Consider the following 18,867-nt stretch of genomic DNA (forward strand, 5'->3'; position numbering starts at 1 on the left):
GTTCAGGTTCCGGTGGCACGCGGTGGGTCCTTGCTGGGCAGGCGACTGCTCAGCCACGACACGTGCGGTAGACCGCCCTGGTCGAGATAGGTCTGCTTGACGTAGGGGTAGCTGCACAGTGTCTTGACCAGCATCGACACCCGTCGGCCAACCGGCTCCATGATCTGCTGGCCCACTTCCTGGAACCCGTAGGTGCCGTGGAATAGCACCGCCACGTCGTTGCGCGGCTCCAGAAACACCTCGCAGGTCAGCAGCGGTGAGCGCACCTCGGCAAAGCTGGTGACGTCGGCGTAAAACGCCCGCCCCACACCCAGGCCGCGTCGCGGTGAGGCGATGACGATACGGTCGATGTAGACGAATTCCGCATAGTGATCGGCAAACCAGCGGAAATTGCTGCTGCTGTGGTTGGCCTGATTGTCCAGGGCAATAAGAAACCCGACCATCGTGCCGTCGACTTCTGCCACCCGGAAATAGCCGGCGTTGCGATAGAACCAGCGCAAGCCTGCGGCATCCAGGGGCAGGATATTCACGCCTGCAGCATTGTTCAGTGCCAGCACCGAGTCCAGCTCGTGCTCAGACACATCCCGAATTTGAATCGACATTCCTGTCTCCGAAAACCTCTAGTCCGCAGAACGCAATCTCCGCGGTGCGGCCCCTCCCGAGGCCGGCGCGGATTATCGCACGAGTCGCCCCCGGGCGAAGGTCTTCCCGGCTGTGACTTAGGGCATGAGGCAGTGGCGTCGCGGCCGGCTAGAATCCGCCGATGCCCAGTCAACGCTTTGCCCCGACCCAGATGCTGACTTACGCCGGCCTGTTCACCTGGGTCTGCGTCGGCATTCCGATGATGTGGCAGCCCTGGTACTTCGGCGAGTCCAGCGGTCTCAGTGACTTCAGCCAGCTCGCCTGGCGCGCCTGCTATTTCACCTTTGGCGCCAGCTATCTGTTCGTTTCGCGGCGCCTGGGGCTGCGGCGCGCCCGGCTGTACGATCTGGCTGCTCTGGTCCTGCTCACGGTCAGCGCGATCGGCGTGAGTCGATTCAGCGATAGTGGTCTGGGCAGCATCCTGCTGATGGTGGTCTCCGGGGTACTGCCCTGGTATTTGCGCCTGTCGCACGGGGTGGCCTGGTTGATCGCACAACATATTGCTGCGTTCCCGATCTTTCTCAATTTCCCCGAATATGAGTTGCTGGATGCCTTCCTGCAGTCGACCTTGTACATGGGCTTCGCCAGTTTCGTGTTTGTGACCAGCCTGGTGGCAAGGCAGCAGGCGCAGGCGCGGGAAGAGCAGCGTCGATTGAACTCCGAGTTGCGGGCGACCCGCGCGCTGCTGGCGGAAAGCAGTCGACTGACCGAGCGCATGCGCATTTCGCGCGAGCTGCATGATCTGCTGGGGCACCATCTGACGGCGCTGAGCTTGAATCTGGAAGTGGCCTCGCATGTCAGCACCGGCAAGGCGCAGGAGCATGTGCGCAAGTCGCAGTCGCTGGCCAAGCTGCTGCTTACCGATGTGCGTGAAGCAGTGAGTCAACTGCGCGAAGATGACAGCATCGATGTGCGCGAGGCACTGGCTTCGCTGGTCGATGATGTGCCGGGCATCGATATTCACCTGCAGGTCGAGCCGGATTTGCGAATCGGTAACCCCGCACGAGCCCAGGTGGTCCTGCGCTGCGCACAGGAAATCATTACCAATACCGTACGCCACGCCGGCGCCAGCAAACTGCAGCTGAAAGTGGCGGCGGCAGACGGTGGTGTGGCGATTGCGGCGTCGGACAATGGCCGTGGCGCCGATGCTTTCGTGGCCGGCAATGGTCTGCGCGGGATGCGCGAGCGCTTGGAGAACGTGGGCGGTCGGCTCAAGATAGACACCGCCCCCGACAAGGGCTTTGCTGTAGACGCTTGGGTACCGCTGCAATCGGTACAGGGAGATTGAGATGACGGACGCAACGGTTCGGGTGGTGCTGGTCGACGATCAGACCCTGGTGCGGCAGGGAATTCGCTCCCTGCTCGAACTCTCCGACAATATTCGAGTGGTGGCCGAAGCCGGCGATGGCCGGCAAGCGGTCGAGATGATCCCGCAGATCAAGCCCGATGTGGTCCTGATGGACATGCGGATGCCGGTGATGTCGGGGCTGGAGGCCTTGCAACACATGGCGGCCAGCGGCGAGATGCGGCCGACCATCATCCTCACCACCTTTGACGATGATCAGCTGGTCCTGGCCGGGCTGAAGGCCGGAGCGCGCGGCTACCTGCTGAAAGACGTCTCGCTGGATCAGCTGGTCGATGCCATCCAGACCGTGGCCGATGGGGGATCGCTCGTTCAGCCGGCAGTCACTCAGCGGCTGCTCTCTGGTTTGGAGGGTATGCATACCGATTTCACCAGTCTGGATCGTCCCGACCCGCTGACCGAGCGTGAAACCGAGATCCTGCGACTGATGGCCGGTGGCTACTCCAACAAGGAGATCGCCAACTCCCTCGGCGTGGCCGAAGGCACGGTAAAGAACCACGTCTCCAACATACTTTCCAAACTCGGCGTTCGCGACCGCACCCGCGCCGTGCTCAAGGCATTCGAACTCAAGCTGGTCTAGCGTTCTGGCGCCAGCGGGGAGTGCTGTTCGCCGCCGGAGCTTGACGCCTGCAGTACGGCCCTGTGTGAGCGCGGACGCAGAATTCGCCCTGGCGAAAGATTGAAACGTTCGTTGGGCTGCGACTCGTCGCCGAACCCTGCTAGCATACGGCGCCCGCCTGTCCTGGCCGCCGGTACGTTTTGGCGCATCCGGTCCGACCGGCGAAACCGCCAAACAGCCCCGCAGGCGGAGACAAGTCCCTGGAGCCCGTTGAATGATTCGTATACTTGAATTGCTGATTTCGCTGATCATCGTCGTCGTAGTCTTCGTGCTGATCGGCGTGATGCTGCCGGCCGAGCGTAAGGTCACCCACACCATCGAAACCAACTATCCGGCGCGGATGGTGTTTGACCTGATGAACGGGTTCCGCCGCTTCCCCGAGTGGCATCCGCTGCGATCGCATGATCCGTCGATGAACATCTCCTTCGAAGGCCCGGAGCGTGGTGTTGGCGCGAAGCTGGTGTTTGATTCGCGCGATCCGAAGGTCGGCCAGGGCAGCTACGAGATCATCACTAGCGAAGACGTGATGGAAATCGCCTACGCGATCGAGAATCCGGCTCGTGGCGAAAACAAGTTGGCGGTGGTGGAGTTCGACGACCGCGGCAAGACCGTGGAAGTGAAGTGGACTTACACCGTCGAATACGGCTGGGATCTGATGGGCCGCTATGCCGGTCTGTATGTTGATCGCACCGCTGGCGATGACATCAAGCTGGCCCTGGGCCAGGTCGGTGGCTTGCTGGCCACCATGCCGCGCTTCGACTACTCGAGTATTGACGTGGCCTACGAGCAGGTCGCGCCGCAGCATGTGCTGTACGCATCGTTGAAGACCAAGCGCAACATCACCGCGGTTGAAGAGGGCATGACCAAGGCGATTACCCAGCTGCGCAAGGCGCTGGCTGATAACAGGCTCGAAGCGGCTGGGCCGGTGCGGCTCATCACCACCAATTTCGGCAGCGATGAGTACGAGTTCGACGTGGCGATCCCATTCGTGGCGCCGGAGAACGCACAATTCGTCGATCCGAATGCAACAGCCGACGCTGCGGGCGAAGCCGCCGACGCGCAGCCGGCCGCCGAAGCGCTGCCCGGCATGGAGCCGAAAGCACCGACGCTGCCGATGCTGGCTGGCCTCAACCTGCCGGAAGGTGTGATGCAGGGCGCCTCTTACGGCGGTAACGCCTTGACCACGCGCTATCAGGGACACCCGGCGGCGTTGCCCTTGCTGCGTGACCAGCTGCGCGCCTACGCGGCCACCCATGGTGAAGTCATTCAGGATCGCGCCTTCGAGGAGTACCTGACCGATATCGAAACCACGGCCGCCGAAGAAGCCGAATTCAAGATCTATTGGCCGATCAAGGAAAGCCAGTGGGCGGCGGGTCAGCTTGAAGCCAGTGCCGCCGTGGCTGCTGAGCAGGCTGCTGCCGAAGCGGCCGAGGAAGCCGCAGCGCCGGAAGCCGAAGAAGCCGCTGCAGCCGAGTAAGGCGCAATCGCGCTTTCGTTGTATCAAGAAGGCCCGCTTCGGCGGGCCTTCTGCTTTTTAGACCGTAACAAGGCCTGCGTTGCGGAACTTTTTCGATTTTCTGCGGTATAGGGCCTCGGTCCCTGTTGTTCGCATCGGTGCTTTGTAGCGCCGATGGGGGCAGCCGGGCTTGGCGTGGCGGTGCGAAGCGGGGGATGGGCCCGAGCCAACCGTAAGGCGGCCGGTGTCCGCGCTTCGCGCCCACTTGAAGTCTGCTGGTGCAGATCTGCCTGGGCGTTCGCCCGGGGCAGGCCTGTGCCCCGACTGTTTGGACAAAGGATATGATCGAAACACAGTCACTGACCAAGCGCTACGGCGAGCTTACCGCCGTCGACAACATCAGCTTCAAGGTGGAACCCGGTGAGGTGTTGGGTTTTCTCGGGCCCAATGGCGCCGGCAAGTCCACCACGATGAAAATGATCACCGGCTTTCTGGCTCCGACATCGGGCAGCGCCAAAGTGTGCGGCTTCGATGTCCAGGAGCAGCCGATCGAAGCCAAGCGGATGCTGGGCTATCTGCCGGAGGGCGCCCCCAGCTACGGCGAAATGACGCCGTTGGAGTTCTATCGATTTGTCGCCGAACTGCGCGGCATAGGCGGCGAGCAGCGTGACCGGCGCATCGCTGAAGTGGTCGCTCGGCTGCAGTTGCAAGGGGTCTTGTACCAGCCGATCGATACGCTATCGAAGGGCTTCAAGCGCCGCGTCGGACTGGGGCAGGCGATCCTGCATGACCCCAAGGTCCTGGTGCTGGACGAGCCCACCGACGGCCTTGATCCCAACCAGAAGCACGAGGTGCGCGACCTGATCCGCTCGATGTCGCGCGACAAGATCATCATCATCTCGACCCACATTCTGGAAGAGGTGCATGCGGTCTGCTCGCGTGCGGTGATCATCGCCAAAGGCAAGCTGTTGGCCGACGCCACGCCGGCCGAGTTGGAGGCGCGCTCGCGCTATCACGGTGCGGTGTCGCTGACAACCGACAATCCGGCGGCGCTGCGCGATGGTCTGAAGCGCGTCGAAGGCGTCGCCACCGTGGAAATCGATCCGCAGGACGGCCGCATGACTGCCTTTCCGAAACAAGGTGCGCGCCTGTTCGACAAGGTCAGCGAGTACTTGCGCAGTCAGAACGTTGTGTTCAGTGAGCTACAGCTTGAACAGGGCCGACTCGACGAAGTGTTCCGCCAGATCACGACCCAGAACACCGCCGGAGGCCGCGCATGAACCCGACCCTAGCGATCTACAAGCGCGAACTGAAGAGCTATTTCGCCACCCCCTTGGCCTATATCTTCATCGTGATCTTTCTCGCCCTGAGCAAGGCCTTGACCTTCTACTTGGGCGGGTTCTACGAGCGCGGTCAGGCTGATCTTCAACCGTTCTTCAACTTTCACCCCTGGCTCTATCTGTTTCTGATTCCAGCCGTCGGCATGCGGCTGTGGAGTGAGGAGCGCAAGAGCGGCACGATCGAATTGCTGCTGACCCTGCCGGTCACCATGTGGCAGGCTGTACTGGGCAAGTTTCTCGCCGCCTGGAGTTTCATCGCGATCGCGCTGGCCGGAACCTTTCCGATCTGGATCACGGTGAACTACCTCGGCAATCCTGATAACGGCGTGATCCTGGCCAGCTACCTGGGCAGCCTGCTGATGGCCGGTGCGTTTCTGGCCATTGGTGCCTGCCTGTCAGCCTGCACGCGCAATCAGGTCATCGCTTTCATCCTCACCGTGGTGGTGTGTTTTCTGATGCTGCTGGCCGGGTTCCCCCTGGTGTTGGATCTGGCCTCGAGCGTGCTGCCACAGTTCCTGGTGGACGCAATTTCGCAGCTCAGCTTCCTCACTCATTTTGCCGCCATCGCCAAAGGCGTGATCGATCTGCGTGACCTGCTGTTCTTCCTGTTGACCATCGGTTTCTGGCTATATGCCTGCGCCGTGGTCATCGATCTCAAGAAAGCCGACTAAGGAGGGCGAGTTCATGAATCTGTTGCAAAGACGCGCTCTCACCGGCACCAGCTTGCTGGTGATCGCGCTGTTGTTCATTGCCTCGGTGATGCTGGTGGGCGTGCTGTTCCGCGGCGTTCGCCTCGACCTCACCGCCAACCAGCTGTACACGGTGTCGGATGGCACGCGTGCCGTGGTCAATCAGCTGGACGAGCCGGTGCAGCTGTATTTCTACTTCTCCGAGCAAGCGGCTGCCGATATCCCGCATTTGCGCACCTATGCTCAGCGCGTGCGCGAACTGCTGGAGGAGATTGCTGCCGGTTCGGGCGGCAAGGTTCGCTTGGAAGTAATCGATCCGGAGCCGTTCTCGGAAGCCGAGGACCGCGCTACCGCAGCCGGTCTGCAGGGCGTGCCGCTGGGCAACGGTCAGGGCAGCCTGTTCTTCGGTCTGGCCGGCACCAACTCGACGGACGGTGCGATGGCCATTCCGTTCTTTCAGCCGGACAAGGAGGCCTTTCTGGAGTACGACGTCGCCAAGCTGATCAATGGCTTGTCGGGCAAGGAAAAGCCGGTGATTGGCATGCTCAGTACGCTGGAGATCGGCCCCGGTTTCGACCCGGCGGCGCGCCGCGTCACTGACGGCGCGGTGGTCTATGGCGAGTTGAAGAACCTGTTCGAGGTCAAGCAGGTCGAAAAAACCGTCACGTCGATCGACGAGGAAATCGAGCTGTTGATGCTGGTGCATCCGAAAGGCCTCTCCACCGACACCTTGTATGCCATCGATCAGTTCGTGATGCGCGGCGGGCGTTTGATTGTGTTCGTCGACCCTCACGCTGAAATGGAGCAGGCCGGGCAGGGCGTCGATCCGACCCAGGCCATGTTTGAAAGCAAATCGTCCAACCTCGATACGCTGTTCAAGGCCTGGGGCATCAAGTTCGACCCCGAGCAGGTAGTGCTTGACGCCGAACTCGGCCTTCCCATTCAAAGTCGCCCTGACCGCGGCCCGAGCCCGCATCTGGCCATCCTCGGACTGGGCGTGGAACAGCTGAACCAGAACGACGTCGTGTCGGCGCAACTGGAAGCGGTGAACATGTCCACCGCCGGTCACTTCGTGGTGCTGGACGGCGCCACGGCGAACTGGGAGGCGTTGGCGCAGTCTTCGGCCAATAGCACCACGGTGGCCACCGATCGCGTGCGTTTTCTGCCTGATCCCGATCAGTTGTTCAACGAATTCGTGCCGAGCAAGGAGCGCTACGTGTTGGCCGGTCGCTTGAGTGGCCAACTGAACACGGCGTTCCCCGATCGCAGCGGTGACGGGCATCTGAGCGAAACCCGGGAGCCGGCGAATGTCATCCTGTTTGCCGACACCGATCTGCTGACCGATCGGCTCTGGGTGCAAGTGCAGCAGTTCTTCAGCCAGAAAGTGATGAATGCGTTTGCCAACAATGGCGATTTCATCATCAACGCCGCCGACAACATGGTCGGTTCGGCTGATCTGATCAGTGTGCGCACCCGGCCCAGTTCGGCGCGCCCGTTCGACACCGTCGAGGCGCTGAAACGCGCCGCCGACGATCGCTTCCGCAGCAAGGAGCGCGAGCTGCAGGCGCAGCTCAGTGAAACCGAACGCAAGTTGAGCGAGTTGCAGGACAATCGCAGCGACCAGAGCTCCACCTTGCTGACCGAAGAGCAACGTCAGGCCCTGGAGCGCTTTCAGGATGAGAAACTGCGCATTCGCAAGGAACTTCGTCAGGTGCAGCATCAGCTCAATGACGATATCCAGAAGCTCGGTACACAGCTCAAGTTCCTCAACATTCTCGGCGTGCCCCTGGTGCTCACGGTGATTGCCTTGGTGTTCGCACTGCTGCGTCTGCGTCAGCGCAAGGAGGTGCAGCCATGAAGCCACGCATTCTGATTGGCCTACTGGTCGCGGCAGTGCTGGTGATCTGCTTGGCACTGTGGCTCGACGCCGGGCGCAAGCCGGCCGCTGAGCTGTCGATGACCGGGCCAGCCTTGCCGGGTCTGCTGGAGCGGCTGGAGAGCATCGAGGAAGTGCGCATCACTCGCGCCGGCGATGCCCGCGTTGCCACCTTGAAGCGAGTGGATGGCGGTTGGCAGCTGGAGGAAAAATCCTATCCGGCAGATGCCGACGCCTTGCGCAGGGTGCTGCTCAACATTGCGCAGGCGAAGCGGCTGGAGGCCAAGACCTCCAACCCCGAGCTGTACTCGAAGCTGGGTGTCTCCGATGTCAGCAAGGAGGACGCTGCTGGAGTGCAGCTCGAATTGCTGGGCGGCGGTGAGCCGATGGCACTGATCGTTGGCAGCAATTACAGCCAAGGCACCGGCACCTATGTGCGCACGCCCGGTGAGGCGCAGAGCTGGTTGATCGGCAGTAATGTCGCGGTTGAAACCAAGACCAACAACTGGCTGAAGAAAGACCTGCTCGATGTGCAGCCGAATCGCGTGGCACGGGTCGAGGTGACGGCGGACAAGGACAAGGTCGAGATCGGTCGCAACGAAGACGGTGACTTCCGCGTGCTCAATCTGCCCAAGGGACGCGAGGCCTCATCGGATTTCGTGGCCGACGCCACAGCAGGCTTGCTGCAGGGCCTGCGGATCGACGATGTCGGCGCTGCGAAGGCCGATGCTGCTGTTGAACGATCTGCTAAGTTCGAATTGATCGATGGCATCACAGTGGAACTGTCGGCCCACATGCTGGAGAACCAGACCTGGGTCAGTCTGAGTGCTGCATTGAACGAAGAACAAGCCGTTCAGCACATCAGCGCAGAACAGGCCAAGCAGACCGAGGCCTGGCAGGCAGAGCAAACCGCCAAGGCTGAGGACGAGCAAGCCGCCGCAGCCGACGGGTCAGCCGAAGCCGAGACCGGCGCGAGCGAAGCCGAGCCGGTGGCCAACGCCTCCGATGCTGCGGTTGGCGATGCAGGCAGCGCGCAGGCGCCGTTGGCGGTGACCGATCCGGAGGCCGATCGCGACGCCAAGCTGCAAGCACTGCGCGACGAAGTCGCTGCCTGGCAGGCCTTGTTCCAGGGCCGCGTGTTCCAGCTGCCGAGTTTCAAAGCGGCCAACCTCAACCGCAAGCTTGAGGACTATCTCAAGCCGAAGGAGTGAGCTGACTTGCAGTTCCCCTGAGTGCAGGAAATCGTCATCCCGGCGAAAGCCGGGATCCATCTTGAAGCGGCAAGCAGAGCAAGATGGAGACCGAGTGCTTCGACCAGCACAGGCTTTGGTCGGGATGACGGTGCGAGGCGAATCGGCGCAGCTTCGCGTAGCATGTTGATTCAGCGCCGCCTGTCCGGGCGGAGTCTCGAGCTGAACCAATGGCAAGGTAAGGGCCCATGCGCGCAGCGCACCCACTCATCGTTCGAGCAAGCGTAGCGTTCGGTGCATTTTCGCTGGCTGCCGCCACCGCGTTGTCTGCCTACGCCGCGCACGGCCTTGATTCCGTCGACCAACCACGCGCGTTTACCGCCGCCGCCATGCTTGGCTTGCACGGTCTCGGCTTGCTGGCACTGAACAGCTTTGGCCAAGGGCGTCTGTTGAACCTGGTTCGCTGGTCGATCATGCTGGGATCCTGCCTGTTCGTCGGCAGTTTGCTGGCCGCGCTGTTCTGGCAGTGGCGAGCGCAATGGGCGCCGTTCGGCGGCAGTCTATTGATCCTGGCCTGGCTGTTGGCCATTCCCGCAGTCTGGCGCGCCTCGGCTGCGAAGCGAGAGGATTAGGCATGCCGGTGATGAAGATTGAGCGAGGTTTTGATATCGCCATGGCGGCGCGTGCACTGCGCCGGAATGACCCGCAGCTTGGTCGCTGGATGCGCAAGATTGGCGCCTTGCCGCGCGATCCGCGCTGGACGCAGTCATTCGATCTGGTCGACGCCCTGGCTCGCGCCATTCTGTACCAGCAGTTGAGCGGCAAGGCCGCGGCGACCATCGTTGGCCGGGTGGAAACCGCCATCGGGCGTGCCAAGCTGTGCGCTAAGGGCCTGGCCAAGGTCGATGATCCCACCGTGCGCGCCTGCGGCGTGTCGGCGAACAAACTGCTGGCTTTGCGTGACCTGGCCCGCCACGCCGATCAGGGGCTGATTCCCAGTGCGCGGCAGCTCGATCGTCTGACTGACCAGGAGATCGTCGATCGACTGACCGCGGTACGCGGTATCGGTCGCTGGACAGTGGAAATGCTGTTGATGTTCCGCCTCGGCAGGGCGGATGTGTTCGCCATGGACGATCTCGGCTTGCGCAAGGGCATCCAACGCCTGGATGAGCTGGAGCAGATGCCGACGGCGAAACAGGCCGCCGAGCGGGCCAAACGATGGGCGCCGCATCGAACCCTGGCCAGCCTCTATCTCTGGCGGGTCGCCGATTTTCAAGGGTGAGCAAGCGCTCGGGTTCCAGGGCAGTGCGCCCGTAGAGCACGGCGCTTGATCGATCGGGCTCGCAGATCGAACAAACGCTATGCTACAGCTCTCATCCATTGCTTTGAGGCGCCGTGGACGTGACCGAACTGCTGGAAGCTGCCAAGGGCTCGCTCTGGTTGAATGAGGTGATGCTGGGGGCGGGCGTTGCCTTGTTGCTGGGGCTCTGGGTGCTGACCCTGCAACGCATCGAAAAATCTTCGGTGCGCAACCTGCTGGTGGTATTGCTGGGATTTGTGGCGCTGGAACTGCTGGCTTTGGGCTTGGGCGCCATCGATTATGGCAAGGCCGCGCGATTGCTGGCCTCGATGGCGGCAGTCGGGGTCGGCGCGGTATTGATCCGTCTGGCTGTCCATGGGGTGTTTCGCGGCATCTTGCCGCTGTTGCGCTTCAGCCCGGCGCGCATCGTCGAGGATCTGGTCACCACCGTGTTGGCAGCTGCCTGGTTGTTGGTCTGGCTGCATGTGGTGGGGGTCGATCTCGGTAGCCTGGTCACCACCTCGGCGGTGATCACCGCCGTGGTTGCATTTGCCATGCAGGACACACTTGGCAATGTGCTGGGCGGGGTCGTGCTGCAAATCGACGATTCGCTGCGAGTGGGAGACTGGGTTAAGTTCGACGATATCAATGGTCAGGTGGTCGACATTCGTTGGCGCCATACCGCGATCGAGACCCGCAACCGCGAGACGGTGGTGGTGCCCAACGGCTGGTTGGTCAAGAACCGCTTCACGGTGATTGGCTCGCGTCGTGATCCGCAGCCGGTGTGGCGTCGCTGGGTGTGGTTCAACGTCATGCTCGATGCTCCGCCCAGTCGGGTCTGTGAAGTGCTTGAGGAGTCGGTGCGTCAGGCCTCGATTGAACATGTGGCGGAGACACCGGCGCCGAGTGCAGTCTTGATGGACATCGGTCAGGGCTATGCGCGCTACGCGCTGCGCTTCTGGCTGAGCGAGCCGCGGGTCGACGATCCCAGTGATTCCGAGGTGCGTATGCACGCCCTGGCGGCGCTGGCCCGCAACGGCATGCGGCTGGCTGTGGTGCAGGAAGAACGCGTGGTGATCAAGGAAAATGAGGCGCGGCGAGCGCATATGCAGGCCCACGATCGCTCCAAGCGCCTGGCTGCGCTGGCGTCGGTGGAACTGTTTGCCAGTTTGTCGGCAGAAGAGCGCGATGCCTTGGCCGAATCCTTGGTGCATACGCCCTTCGTGCATGGCGACACCATCACTCGCCAGGGCAGTGTGGCGCACTGGCTATACATGATCATCAGCGGCGAAGCCGATGTATGGGCGGAGAACGAGGGCTTGCGCACGCGGGTGGCGACACTGAAGGCCGGCAGCGTGGTCGGCGAGATGGGGCTGATGACCGGCGAGCCGCGCCGTGCCACTGTCACTGCCCGCACTGACGTCGAGTGTTACCGGCTCGACAAGGATGCACTGCGCGAGCTGCTGGCATCGAGAAAAGACATTGCCGAAGAAATGTCGAAGGTGATCGCCAAACGGCAGGACGAATTGGACAGCGCCAGGGCCAGTGCGCCCAGTGGCAAGTCCAAGAGCGGCGCGCCGGATGATATTCGCAGCCGGATCCTCAATTTCTTTGGATTGGATCGAGGCTGATCGAGGCTTCTTCCTTGGTCTCAGGTTGAGCGAAGGTGCATGTTAAAGTCGAATTGCATCGCTCCGCTGGCAGTAGACGTAGGCGCAATGATCAGGGCGTCGCGCTCGGCATCGCTGACGCGGCGCAACACACCGTCTTCCTCCTGATAGGGGTCGCCAGCGAAGTACATCTGAGTGGTGAGGGGGGTTACGCCGGGCTTGCTGACCTTGAAATGCAGATGTGCCGGACGAAAGCCGGCGTCGCTGGGATTGCCGTCGATGTACTGCAAGGCGTAGGGCGCCGGCTTGATGGTGATGAAGCGATAGCGGCCTTCGCTGTCAGTATGTACGCGCCCGGCACCCTGAAAGTTTGGATCGAGCGGCGCCGGATTGCGGTCGGCCGGGTGGGCATAGCGACCGCGCGCATTGGCCTGCCATAGATCGACCGCCGCTCCGACCACCGGCTGACAGTGGGCATCGAGGATGCGCCCGCTCACCACGATCAGCTCGCCCTCGGCCCGCGTCGCATGGCCGTTGAGCTGGCTGAGATCGAACTCGTGTTCGCCAGACCAGTCGGGCGGGTAGAACGGGCCCTCCACTTGGCGCGCCGTGGGCAGACAGCGCTCATCGGCCAGGGCGAGTACCGGCCAGCACAGGCCGGCGAGCAGAAGCCGACGACGACGAACCGTATAGGGACCGTGCATGGCATCCTCCCCGCTACTCGAAGCCTGTAGGGTACGCCGAATTTTTCTGGTGCGCTTCAGGCCCGGGTAGATCTTTCGCACAGCTGTTGCTCGATTGCGCGATCGAACGCGTCCAGCTCCATTGGCCGATAGAACAGGTAACCCTGTGCCAGCGAGCAACCCTGGGTCAGCATCTCGTCCAGCTGGGCCGGCGTCTCGACGCCCTCAGCGACCAAGGTCAGGCCGAGCGCGCGACCCAGGCTGACGATGGCGTGCACCACGGCGCGATTCTCGGGCTGCTGATCGAGGCTGGCAACGAAGGCGCGGTCGACCTTCAAAACGCTGACCGGCATCCGGGTCAATTGCGCCAGCGACGAGTAGCCGGTGCCAAAGTCGTCGACGGCAATCGGCATGCCGAGTGCAGCGAGGCGCCGCAGAACCGACAGATTCGCCTCGACGTCGGCCATCAGCGCAGTTTCCGTCACTTCGAGTTGCAAGCGCTCCGGCCGGGCGCCGCTGCGCTCAATCATGGCAGCGAAGTCGCCATCGATGCTCGATTTGTTGAGCTGCCGTGGCGACAGATTAACTGCAAGATACGCTGGCGCTGCATCGCCCCAGCGTTGGCGCCAGCGTGCTTCGATCTCACAGGCCTGGGCGAAAACCCAGTCGCCAATGCCAATGATGGTGCCGGTCGCTTCGGCAATCGGGATAAACACCGCTGGCGGAACCTCCCCGGTGGCCGGGTGCCAGCGCAATAGCAGCTCGGCCGCCACGATGTGGCCATTGGTCGGGTTGACGATGGGCTGTAGGCGCAGCGATAGCTCACCTTTGGCGATGGCGCGATGCAGTCCTTGAGAGATCTGCATCCGCTGCCGTGTGCGTTCGGCCAGCATTGAGCTGTACACGAGGCAGCTGCCTGCTGAACTCAACTTTGCTTCGTGCATCGCGGTGTCGGCCGCGCGCAGCAGGTCGTCGGCCTGGTCGAGATCGGCGTCATCCAGGGCGATACCGACGCTGGTGGTCAGGTGCAAGGGCAAGTCATCGATCAGCAGTTCTTCACTCATCGATGTAATGATGTGTTCAGCCAGTTGAACGGCTTGTTCGGAGGAGGAAAGATCTTCACTCAGTACGATGAACTCATCTCCGGACAAGCGGCCGATCGTATCGCCGGCCGGGCAGAGTTCAAGCAGACGCTGCGCGACCAGGCTCAGCACGCGGTTGCCAATCGCACTGCCGTAGCTGTCATTGATCAGCTTGAAGCCGTCGAGGTTGACCAGCAGCAGCCCGACAGCGCCGAGGCGGTGCTGGCGGCGCAAGGCCGTGCTAAGTCGCTCGCGGATCAATCGGCGGTTCGGCAAGGCAGTCAGTGCGTCATGATCGGCATGCCAGCGCAATTGGTCTTCGGTTCGTTTGCGCGTGCTGATATCACGGAGGGTAGCGACCAGCAGTTGGCTTGATTCACTGTCATGGCGTGCGATGGCCACCTCTAGTGGCACGAAGCTGCCATCGCGCCGGTAACCGACGATTTCCCGTCGCTCGGCCATGGCGCGACGGGTCTCGCCCGATTCGACGAACCTGGCCATCAGTCCGCGGTGTGGCCCGCGCAGATGCGGGGGTAGCAGGCGTTCCAAGGGCAACTCGTCGAGCTCGCCCTCGTGGTAGCCGAACAGTTCGCAGGCCGCAGCATTGGCCAGACGGATCACGCCGTTGTGAGCGCAAGCGATAATGGGCGTGTCGGCCACCGCCAGGATACCCGCCGCATCCTCAACGAGCAGCTTTGTCTGCGCGAAGTGGGTTGGCCGGTCGGTGGCCGGACGGGTCGCGAGTGCGTGGCGTGTGGGAATTTTCGGCGCCCGGGTAGGGAATTTCTCGATGATCGAGAAGCGACCCTCGGCATCGCTGCGGGCGAGATAGATATTGACGTAAGCATGGCGGGTATCGGGATCGAGCCAGACCGGACCTTGCGCTGCGGCAATGCGAATCCTCGGCAAGGCCGCGCAGATCGCCTCCGCTGCCGTGCTGCCGGCGAGGCGAGCCGCTTCTGCATAGGCGTGGACGCAAATCCAGGTGGCTTCGCCGAAGTGCGACATGATGCCGTTACCTTCGGGCCACAGCCGGTCGACGCCCGGCGCGGCAGCGAGCTGCTCCAGCAGCCGTCGCTGCAGCGGACCTTCCACTCCCATGAACCAACTGTTGCAGGCCAGCAGGCCCCCGCGAGCGGTGGTGGGCACATGGCTCAGCATCACCTCGTCGAGATGGCAGGCGGCGATCTGGATGCGTTGACCGAGGCCGCGCTCGGCAAAGCGCTTCAACAATCGGATCTGATCGCGGCCAGCCAGGAAGGGCATCAGCACTTCAGCGCCGGAGCGGGCGACCTCATTCAGCAAAGCATCGAGCTGGGCATCGTCCGGATCAAACTCAAGATAGCGTTCGCCGCGAACGTCCCCGCCCAAGGCGTCAAGTTCGCTTCGTGCCACGTCGATCGAACCGCGTGGCCACTCATAGTTGTGGCCGGCAAAAAAGATCCGGCGCCCCTGGTGCCGGGTCAGCCAGTCCATCAAAGGCTCGATCTGTTGATTGGGCAGGGCCGCAAAGTGGAAGAAGTGGCGGTCGCTGATGCTGCCCTCGTAAAAAGAGAAGTTCAGATACGGCACCCGCAATGTGCTGCTCACCTCGTCGGCCACAGCAATGCGCACGTTTGACAGCAGATTGCCAATCAGGCCAGCGCAGCCGCGCCGCTGCACCAGGTGGCGGGCCGCGCCAACCGCCGCTGCGGGCTGAGACTGATCATCTTCGACTAGCAACTCAAGCGGTCGACCGAGCACCCCTCCGGCGGCGTTGACCTCGGCGCAGGCGATCTGCGTCGAACGCACGATGTCTGCGCCGTAAATCGAGGCGACGCCGGTCAGCGGCGCCATCAGGCCCAGTGCCACCTGCCGTTCGGACGCGCTCATCCAGCACCCATCGAAGTAGACCTGTCCGTTCTACTCGTTTGCCCTGGCTGGGCGCAAGCGCTGGCCAACGCGCCCGCAGCTCTGCTGTTGCAAGCCGAGTCTGTCAGCGACCCGCTGGCTATGCAGCCAAGGGCACCTGGTTGCGAGTAGGATTTCGGACTTTTGCCGGGCGCTTGGCCTGGTAGTCCGGTTGGGGATTCTTGTGAGCACAAAGAAGCAGATGTTGCTGGCGACGCCTGATGGCGCTGTGGTGTGGGATGCCTGGATGCGGAAGAAGGAAGCCGAAGTCGATCAGGTCGAGCAGGAGCGCGACCGGCTGTTCTCCGACTGGTCCAGCATGCCGGCGACTGAGGCCGAACTCGATCGCCTGCTGGGCAACCCGTTTGATAGCCGGTTGCACGCTCGCGCGCTGGCGATCCTGCGTTGGCACGGTGGTGCAGCGCTGCCCGTGGTCGAACATCTCGTCCGTGCTTACCTCAATTCGCGCTTTGCCCAGTTCGGCGAGTTTGGCTTTCGGATTCTGAAATCCATCCATTCCGAAGCGGCAGTCGATCGACTGCTGGATTTTCTCGCCCACAGCGCGGTGCGAGAGTCAGTGCTCGAACACGCCAAGCGCTGGCCGATCTATGTGCTAAAGAAGTTGCTCGACAGGAGGCCCAATCGTAACCAGCCCGCGGCCGAGCTGGTGCAACGGCTGCTGTACGATCGGCCTGAATGGGCGGAAACATTGCGGGAGCACTGCGATGCAGCGCAACTGCAGACCCTGGAGCGCTTGTTGGAGGTCGACCACTCGATCGAGGATGCAGGCCCCACGGAACTGCCGGCCATCCTGCAGCGCCCGCCGTGGAGCCATCGGGCCGAACGTCCATCGGTGCCCGAACTTGACCTGGTCGTTCAGTCGATGCCAGCACGTTTCCATTGGTCGGCGGAAGAAAAGAACTTCCAGCCGCCGAGCTTGCGCAGCAATCTGGGCTGGAGCCACCACCAGCTGATGGTCGATGCCATGTTCGACGATCTGCAAGCCCTAGCCCCAGCACAGGCGGCAAGCTGGGATCAGCCGCGCAAGGGCTTGTGGATGTTGGGACTGCTGCCGGAGCGAATTGAACAGGCAGTTCGCGAACAACGGGTCGAGTCCGATTGGTTTCAGGCGCGGCCATCACACAAGCATGGCTACAACGATCACCTGTTTCTCTGGCACTTCACGGCACCGCTGGCGGCATCGGTGTTGCAGCATGGGCCGCGGGTCACTATCGATTCGCGCTGGGATTGGGATCACCGCCTGGCGCGTCTGCTGCGCTGGTTGGAGCATGCCATGCTGCCTGCCTTGCGCCGCCACTTACCGCGTCCGTCGCGGGATTCGATGCGGCTCTACCACTGCATCGAATGGGATCAATTGGCCCTGGACGTCGCGCAGGCGGCATGCCGAAACCGCTGGCTAAAGGATCAGGCCTGGCAATGGTTGACCGACTACGCGGAAACCGCGGCGCGCGGTTTGCTTCCAGTGGCCCTGGGTCGCCCGGGCAGCGACCGCGATGTGGCGCGCGAGGGGCTGCGTGGGCTGGCGGTACGCGGCCATGTCGATGAACTGCAGCGAGCGGCCGCGGGCTACGGCATTGCCGCCGAAGAGGCCTTGCACCGGCTGATCGCCATCGCGCCTGAGGAGGTTCTGCCCGACGCCATGCCGAACTTGCCGAGGAAGCTGTTCTTGCCCTCGCTGCCGCGCCTCCTGCTGGCCGACAGCGGCCGGGCCATCCCCCTGGCGCAGATGCCTGATCTGTTGATCTGCATGGCGCTGAGCCGCCACGACACGGCGTACACGGGACTGGAAGCAATACAACAGTCGGTGACCAGATCGAGTTTGGCGCAGCTTGGCCGGGCGCTGCTCCATTGGTGGCGGGACAACGACGCGCCGAGCAAGGAACGCTGGATGCTTATCGCGCAGGGCCTGATCGGCGACGACGAAACTGCGCGCGTACTTGCTGGCCTGATTCGCCAATGGCGGGCCAAGCTGAATCGCGTGCGCGCCTACGATGGCATGGAAATATTGGCACAGATCGGCAGCGATGCCGCTCTGATGCAGCTGCACAGTTTCTCTGCGCAGACACGCTACCGAGATATGAACGAGCGCGCCAACAAGATGATCGACGAGATCGCAGCGGCGCGTGGTTTGACCCGCGAACAGCTGGCGGATCGCACGGTTCCCGATCTTGGTCTGGGCGCCGAGGGCGGGCTGCGCCTGGACTTTGGGCCGCGCGCCTTCAGCGTGCATTTTGACGAAGGGCTGCAGCCCTTTATTCGCGATGAGTCGGGCAGGCGGCTGAAGGATCTACCCAAACCTAACAGTCGCGATGATGCGGTTCAATCGAAAGCGGCGGTGCAGCAATACAAGGATCTGAAGAAGCAGGCCCGCAGCCTGTCGACACTGCAGATTCGCCGCCTGGAGTCAGCCATGTGTGCCCAGCGTCGCTGGTCGACCGAGGAGTTCGACAGCCTGCTATTGAAACATCCGCTGATGGGCCACCTGTGCCAGCGCCTGGTGTGGGGGTTGTACGCTGCCGATGGGAACCTGCAGCAGACAGTTCGTGTGGCAGAAGATCGCAGCCTTGCCGATTGGCAGGATGAGCGTGTGAGCTTGCCAATGGCGATGCAGGTCGGCATTGTTCATCCGCTTGAACTCGATGTTGAGTCTGCTCAAGGCTTTGGTCAGGTATTCAGCGACTATGAAATCTTGCAGCCGTTCGAACAGTTGCAACGGGCGGCCTACAACCTGCCTCCTGAGCTGCTGTCGGGCAATCGCCTGCCCGAATGGTCGGGGCGCAGCGTCACCGTGTCGAGTCTCCTGGGTTTGGAGCAACGCGGCTGGAACCGGCAAGTGGGCGATGGTGGAATGATCGATGCCCTGGCCAAGCCGGTGGGCGACGGTTTAGAGGTAGTGATCCATGTGAGCGGCGAGTGGTTCATCGGCGCGCCAGCCGAGGGCGCTCAGGTCGAACATATCCACGACGTCATACTGCGCGTCGGATATGGCCCGGTGGGCGATCGGGAATGTCGCTTCTCGGTGCTTGATCCAATCTGCCTGAGCGAGCTGCAGCGCGATCTGCACAAGATGGCCTGGTTTGTCGAGTGAGGAGATGGTTCACGCGGC

14 protein-coding genes are annotated in these 18,867 nt (G+C 62.5%); 11 read left to right on the forward strand and 3 right to left on the reverse strand.

Going from position 1 to position 18,867, the window contains the following annotated elements; translation table 11 throughout:
• Nucleotides 1-2 precede the first annotated feature (2 nt).
• On the reverse strand, nucleotides 3-602 hold the full coding sequence (locus IFO71_RS02880; protein WP_192028028.1) for a GNAT family N-acetyltransferase: 600 nt from the start codon (nucleotides 600-602) through the stop codon (nucleotides 3-5).
• 161 nt (nucleotides 603-763) lie between these two features.
• On the opposite strand from IFO71_RS02880, the gene IFO71_RS02885 reads away from it, so the two are divergent.
• The 10 genes from IFO71_RS02885 (at nucleotide 764) to IFO71_RS02930 (ending at nucleotide 12,106) form a co-directional block, all read left to right on the forward strand.
• Nucleotides 764-1,930, forward strand: a complete 1,167-nt coding sequence (locus IFO71_RS02885; RefSeq protein WP_192028029.1) for a sensor histidine kinase — start codon at nucleotides 764-766, stop codon at nucleotides 1,928-1,930.
• Nucleotide 1,931: 1 nt separating this feature from the next.
• Nucleotides 1,932-2,585: a response regulator gene (locus IFO71_RS02890; protein ID WP_192028030.1), complete on the forward strand. Its 654-nt coding sequence runs from the start codon at nucleotides 1,932-1,934 to the stop codon at nucleotides 2,583-2,585.
• Between the two features lie 253 nt (nucleotides 2,586-2,838).
• A complete protein-coding gene (locus tag IFO71_RS02895; protein ID WP_192028031.1) occupies nucleotides 2,839-4,101 on the forward strand; it encodes an SRPBCC family protein in 1,263 nt (420 codons plus the stop codon).
• A gap of 320 nt (nucleotides 4,102-4,421) precedes the next feature.
• Nucleotides 4,422-5,360 (forward strand): ABC transporter ATP-binding protein, encoded by a 939-nt coding sequence (locus IFO71_RS02900; RefSeq protein ID WP_192028032.1) that lies wholly within the window; start codon nucleotides 4,422-4,424, stop codon nucleotides 5,358-5,360.
• Entirely contained in the window at nucleotides 5,357-6,091 is a 735-nt protein-coding gene (locus IFO71_RS02905; RefSeq protein WP_192028033.1) for an ABC transporter permease subunit, read from the forward strand. The genes IFO71_RS02900 and IFO71_RS02905 overlap by 4 nt, the downstream gene beginning before the upstream one ends.
• Before the next feature lie 13 nt (nucleotides 6,092-6,104).
• On the forward strand, nucleotides 6,105-7,967 hold the full coding sequence (locus IFO71_RS02910; RefSeq protein WP_192028034.1) for a GldG family protein: 1,863 nt from the start codon (nucleotides 6,105-6,107) through the stop codon (nucleotides 7,965-7,967).
• Nucleotides 7,964-9,196 carry a DUF4340 domain-containing protein gene (locus IFO71_RS02915; RefSeq protein ID WP_192028035.1) on the forward strand — a complete coding sequence of 411 codons (1,233 nt, stop codon included), beginning with the start codon at nucleotides 7,964-7,966 and terminating at the stop codon, nucleotides 9,194-9,196. Before IFO71_RS02910 ends, IFO71_RS02915 begins: the two co-directional genes overlap by 4 nt.
• A 227-nt stretch (nucleotides 9,197-9,423) precedes the next feature.
• On the forward strand, nucleotides 9,424-9,807 hold the full coding sequence (locus IFO71_RS02920; protein WP_192028036.1) for a DUF423 domain-containing protein: 384 nt from the start codon (nucleotides 9,424-9,426) through the stop codon (nucleotides 9,805-9,807).
• Nucleotides 9,808-9,809: 2 nt separating this feature from the next.
• Nucleotides 9,810-10,457 carry a DNA-3-methyladenine glycosylase family protein gene (locus tag IFO71_RS02925; protein WP_192028037.1) on the forward strand — a complete coding sequence of 216 codons (648 nt, stop codon included), beginning with the start codon at nucleotides 9,810-9,812 and terminating at the stop codon, nucleotides 10,455-10,457.
• Between the two features lie 113 nt (nucleotides 10,458-10,570).
• Entirely contained in the window at nucleotides 10,571-12,106 is a 1,536-nt protein-coding gene (locus tag IFO71_RS02930; RefSeq protein WP_192028038.1) for a cyclic nucleotide-binding domain-containing protein, read from the forward strand.
• A 20-nt stretch (nucleotides 12,107-12,126) separates the two neighbouring features.
• On the opposite strand, the gene IFO71_RS02935 is transcribed toward IFO71_RS02930, so the two are convergent.
• Nucleotides 12,127-12,789, reverse strand: a complete 663-nt coding sequence (locus IFO71_RS02935; RefSeq protein ID WP_192028039.1) for a dioxygenase family protein — start codon at nucleotides 12,787-12,789, stop codon at nucleotides 12,127-12,129.
• 56 nt (nucleotides 12,790-12,845) lie between these two features.
• A complete protein-coding gene (locus IFO71_RS02940) occupies nucleotides 12,846-15,722 on the reverse strand; it encodes an EAL domain-containing protein (protein ID WP_192028040.1) in 2,877 nt (958 codons plus the stop codon).
• Between the two features lie 202 nt (nucleotides 15,723-15,924).
• Between IFO71_RS02940 and IFO71_RS22435 the strand changes: the two genes are divergently transcribed.
• Nucleotides 15,925-18,849 (forward strand): DUF4132 domain-containing protein, encoded by a 2,925-nt coding sequence (locus IFO71_RS22435; RefSeq protein WP_192028041.1) that lies wholly within the window; start codon nucleotides 15,925-15,927, stop codon nucleotides 18,847-18,849.
• The last annotated feature ends 18 nt before the right edge of the window (nucleotides 18,850-18,867 follow it).

The organism is Pseudomarimonas arenosa, from assembly GCF_014841215.1.
Taxonomy (GTDB): Bacteria; Pseudomonadota; Gammaproteobacteria; order Xanthomonadales; family Xanthomonadaceae; genus Pseudomarimonas; species Pseudomarimonas arenosa.

Coding starts and splice junctions, on each gene's coding strand:
- IFO71_RS02895 (WP_192028031.1), top strand. CDS start 2,839: ATGATTCGTATACTTGAATTGCTGATTTCGCTGATCATCGTCGTCGTA.
- IFO71_RS02925 (WP_192028037.1), top strand. CDS start 9,810: ATGCCGGTGATGAAGATTGAGCGAGGTTTTGATATCGCCATGGCGGCG.
- IFO71_RS02915 (WP_192028035.1), top strand. CDS start 7,964: ATGAAGCCACGCATTCTGATTGGCCTACTGGTCGCGGCAGTGCTGGTG.
- IFO71_RS02935 (WP_192028039.1), bottom strand. CDS start 12,789: ATGCACGGTCCCTATACGGTTCGTCGTCGTCGGCTTCTGCTCGCCGGC.
- IFO71_RS02900 (WP_192028032.1), top strand. CDS start 4,422: ATGATCGAAACACAGTCACTGACCAAGCGCTACGGCGAGCTTACCGCC.
- IFO71_RS02890 (WP_192028030.1), top strand. CDS start 1,932: ATGACGGACGCAACGGTTCGGGTGGTGCTGGTCGACGATCAGACCCTG.
- IFO71_RS02885 (WP_192028029.1), top strand. CDS start 764: ATGCCCAGTCAACGCTTTGCCCCGACCCAGATGCTGACTTACGCCGGC.
- IFO71_RS02910 (WP_192028034.1), top strand. CDS start 6,105: ATGAATCTGTTGCAAAGACGCGCTCTCACCGGCACCAGCTTGCTGGTG.
- IFO71_RS02920 (WP_192028036.1), top strand. CDS start 9,424: ATGCGCGCAGCGCACCCACTCATCGTTCGAGCAAGCGTAGCGTTCGGT.
- IFO71_RS02905 (WP_192028033.1), top strand. CDS start 5,357: ATGAACCCGACCCTAGCGATCTACAAGCGCGAACTGAAGAGCTATTTC.
- IFO71_RS02880 (WP_192028028.1), bottom strand. CDS start 602: ATGTCGATTCAAATTCGGGATGTGTCTGAGCACGAGCTGGACTCGGTG.
- IFO71_RS02940 (WP_192028040.1), bottom strand. CDS start 15,722: ATGAGCGCGTCCGAACGGCAGGTGGCACTGGGCCTGATGGCGCCGCTG.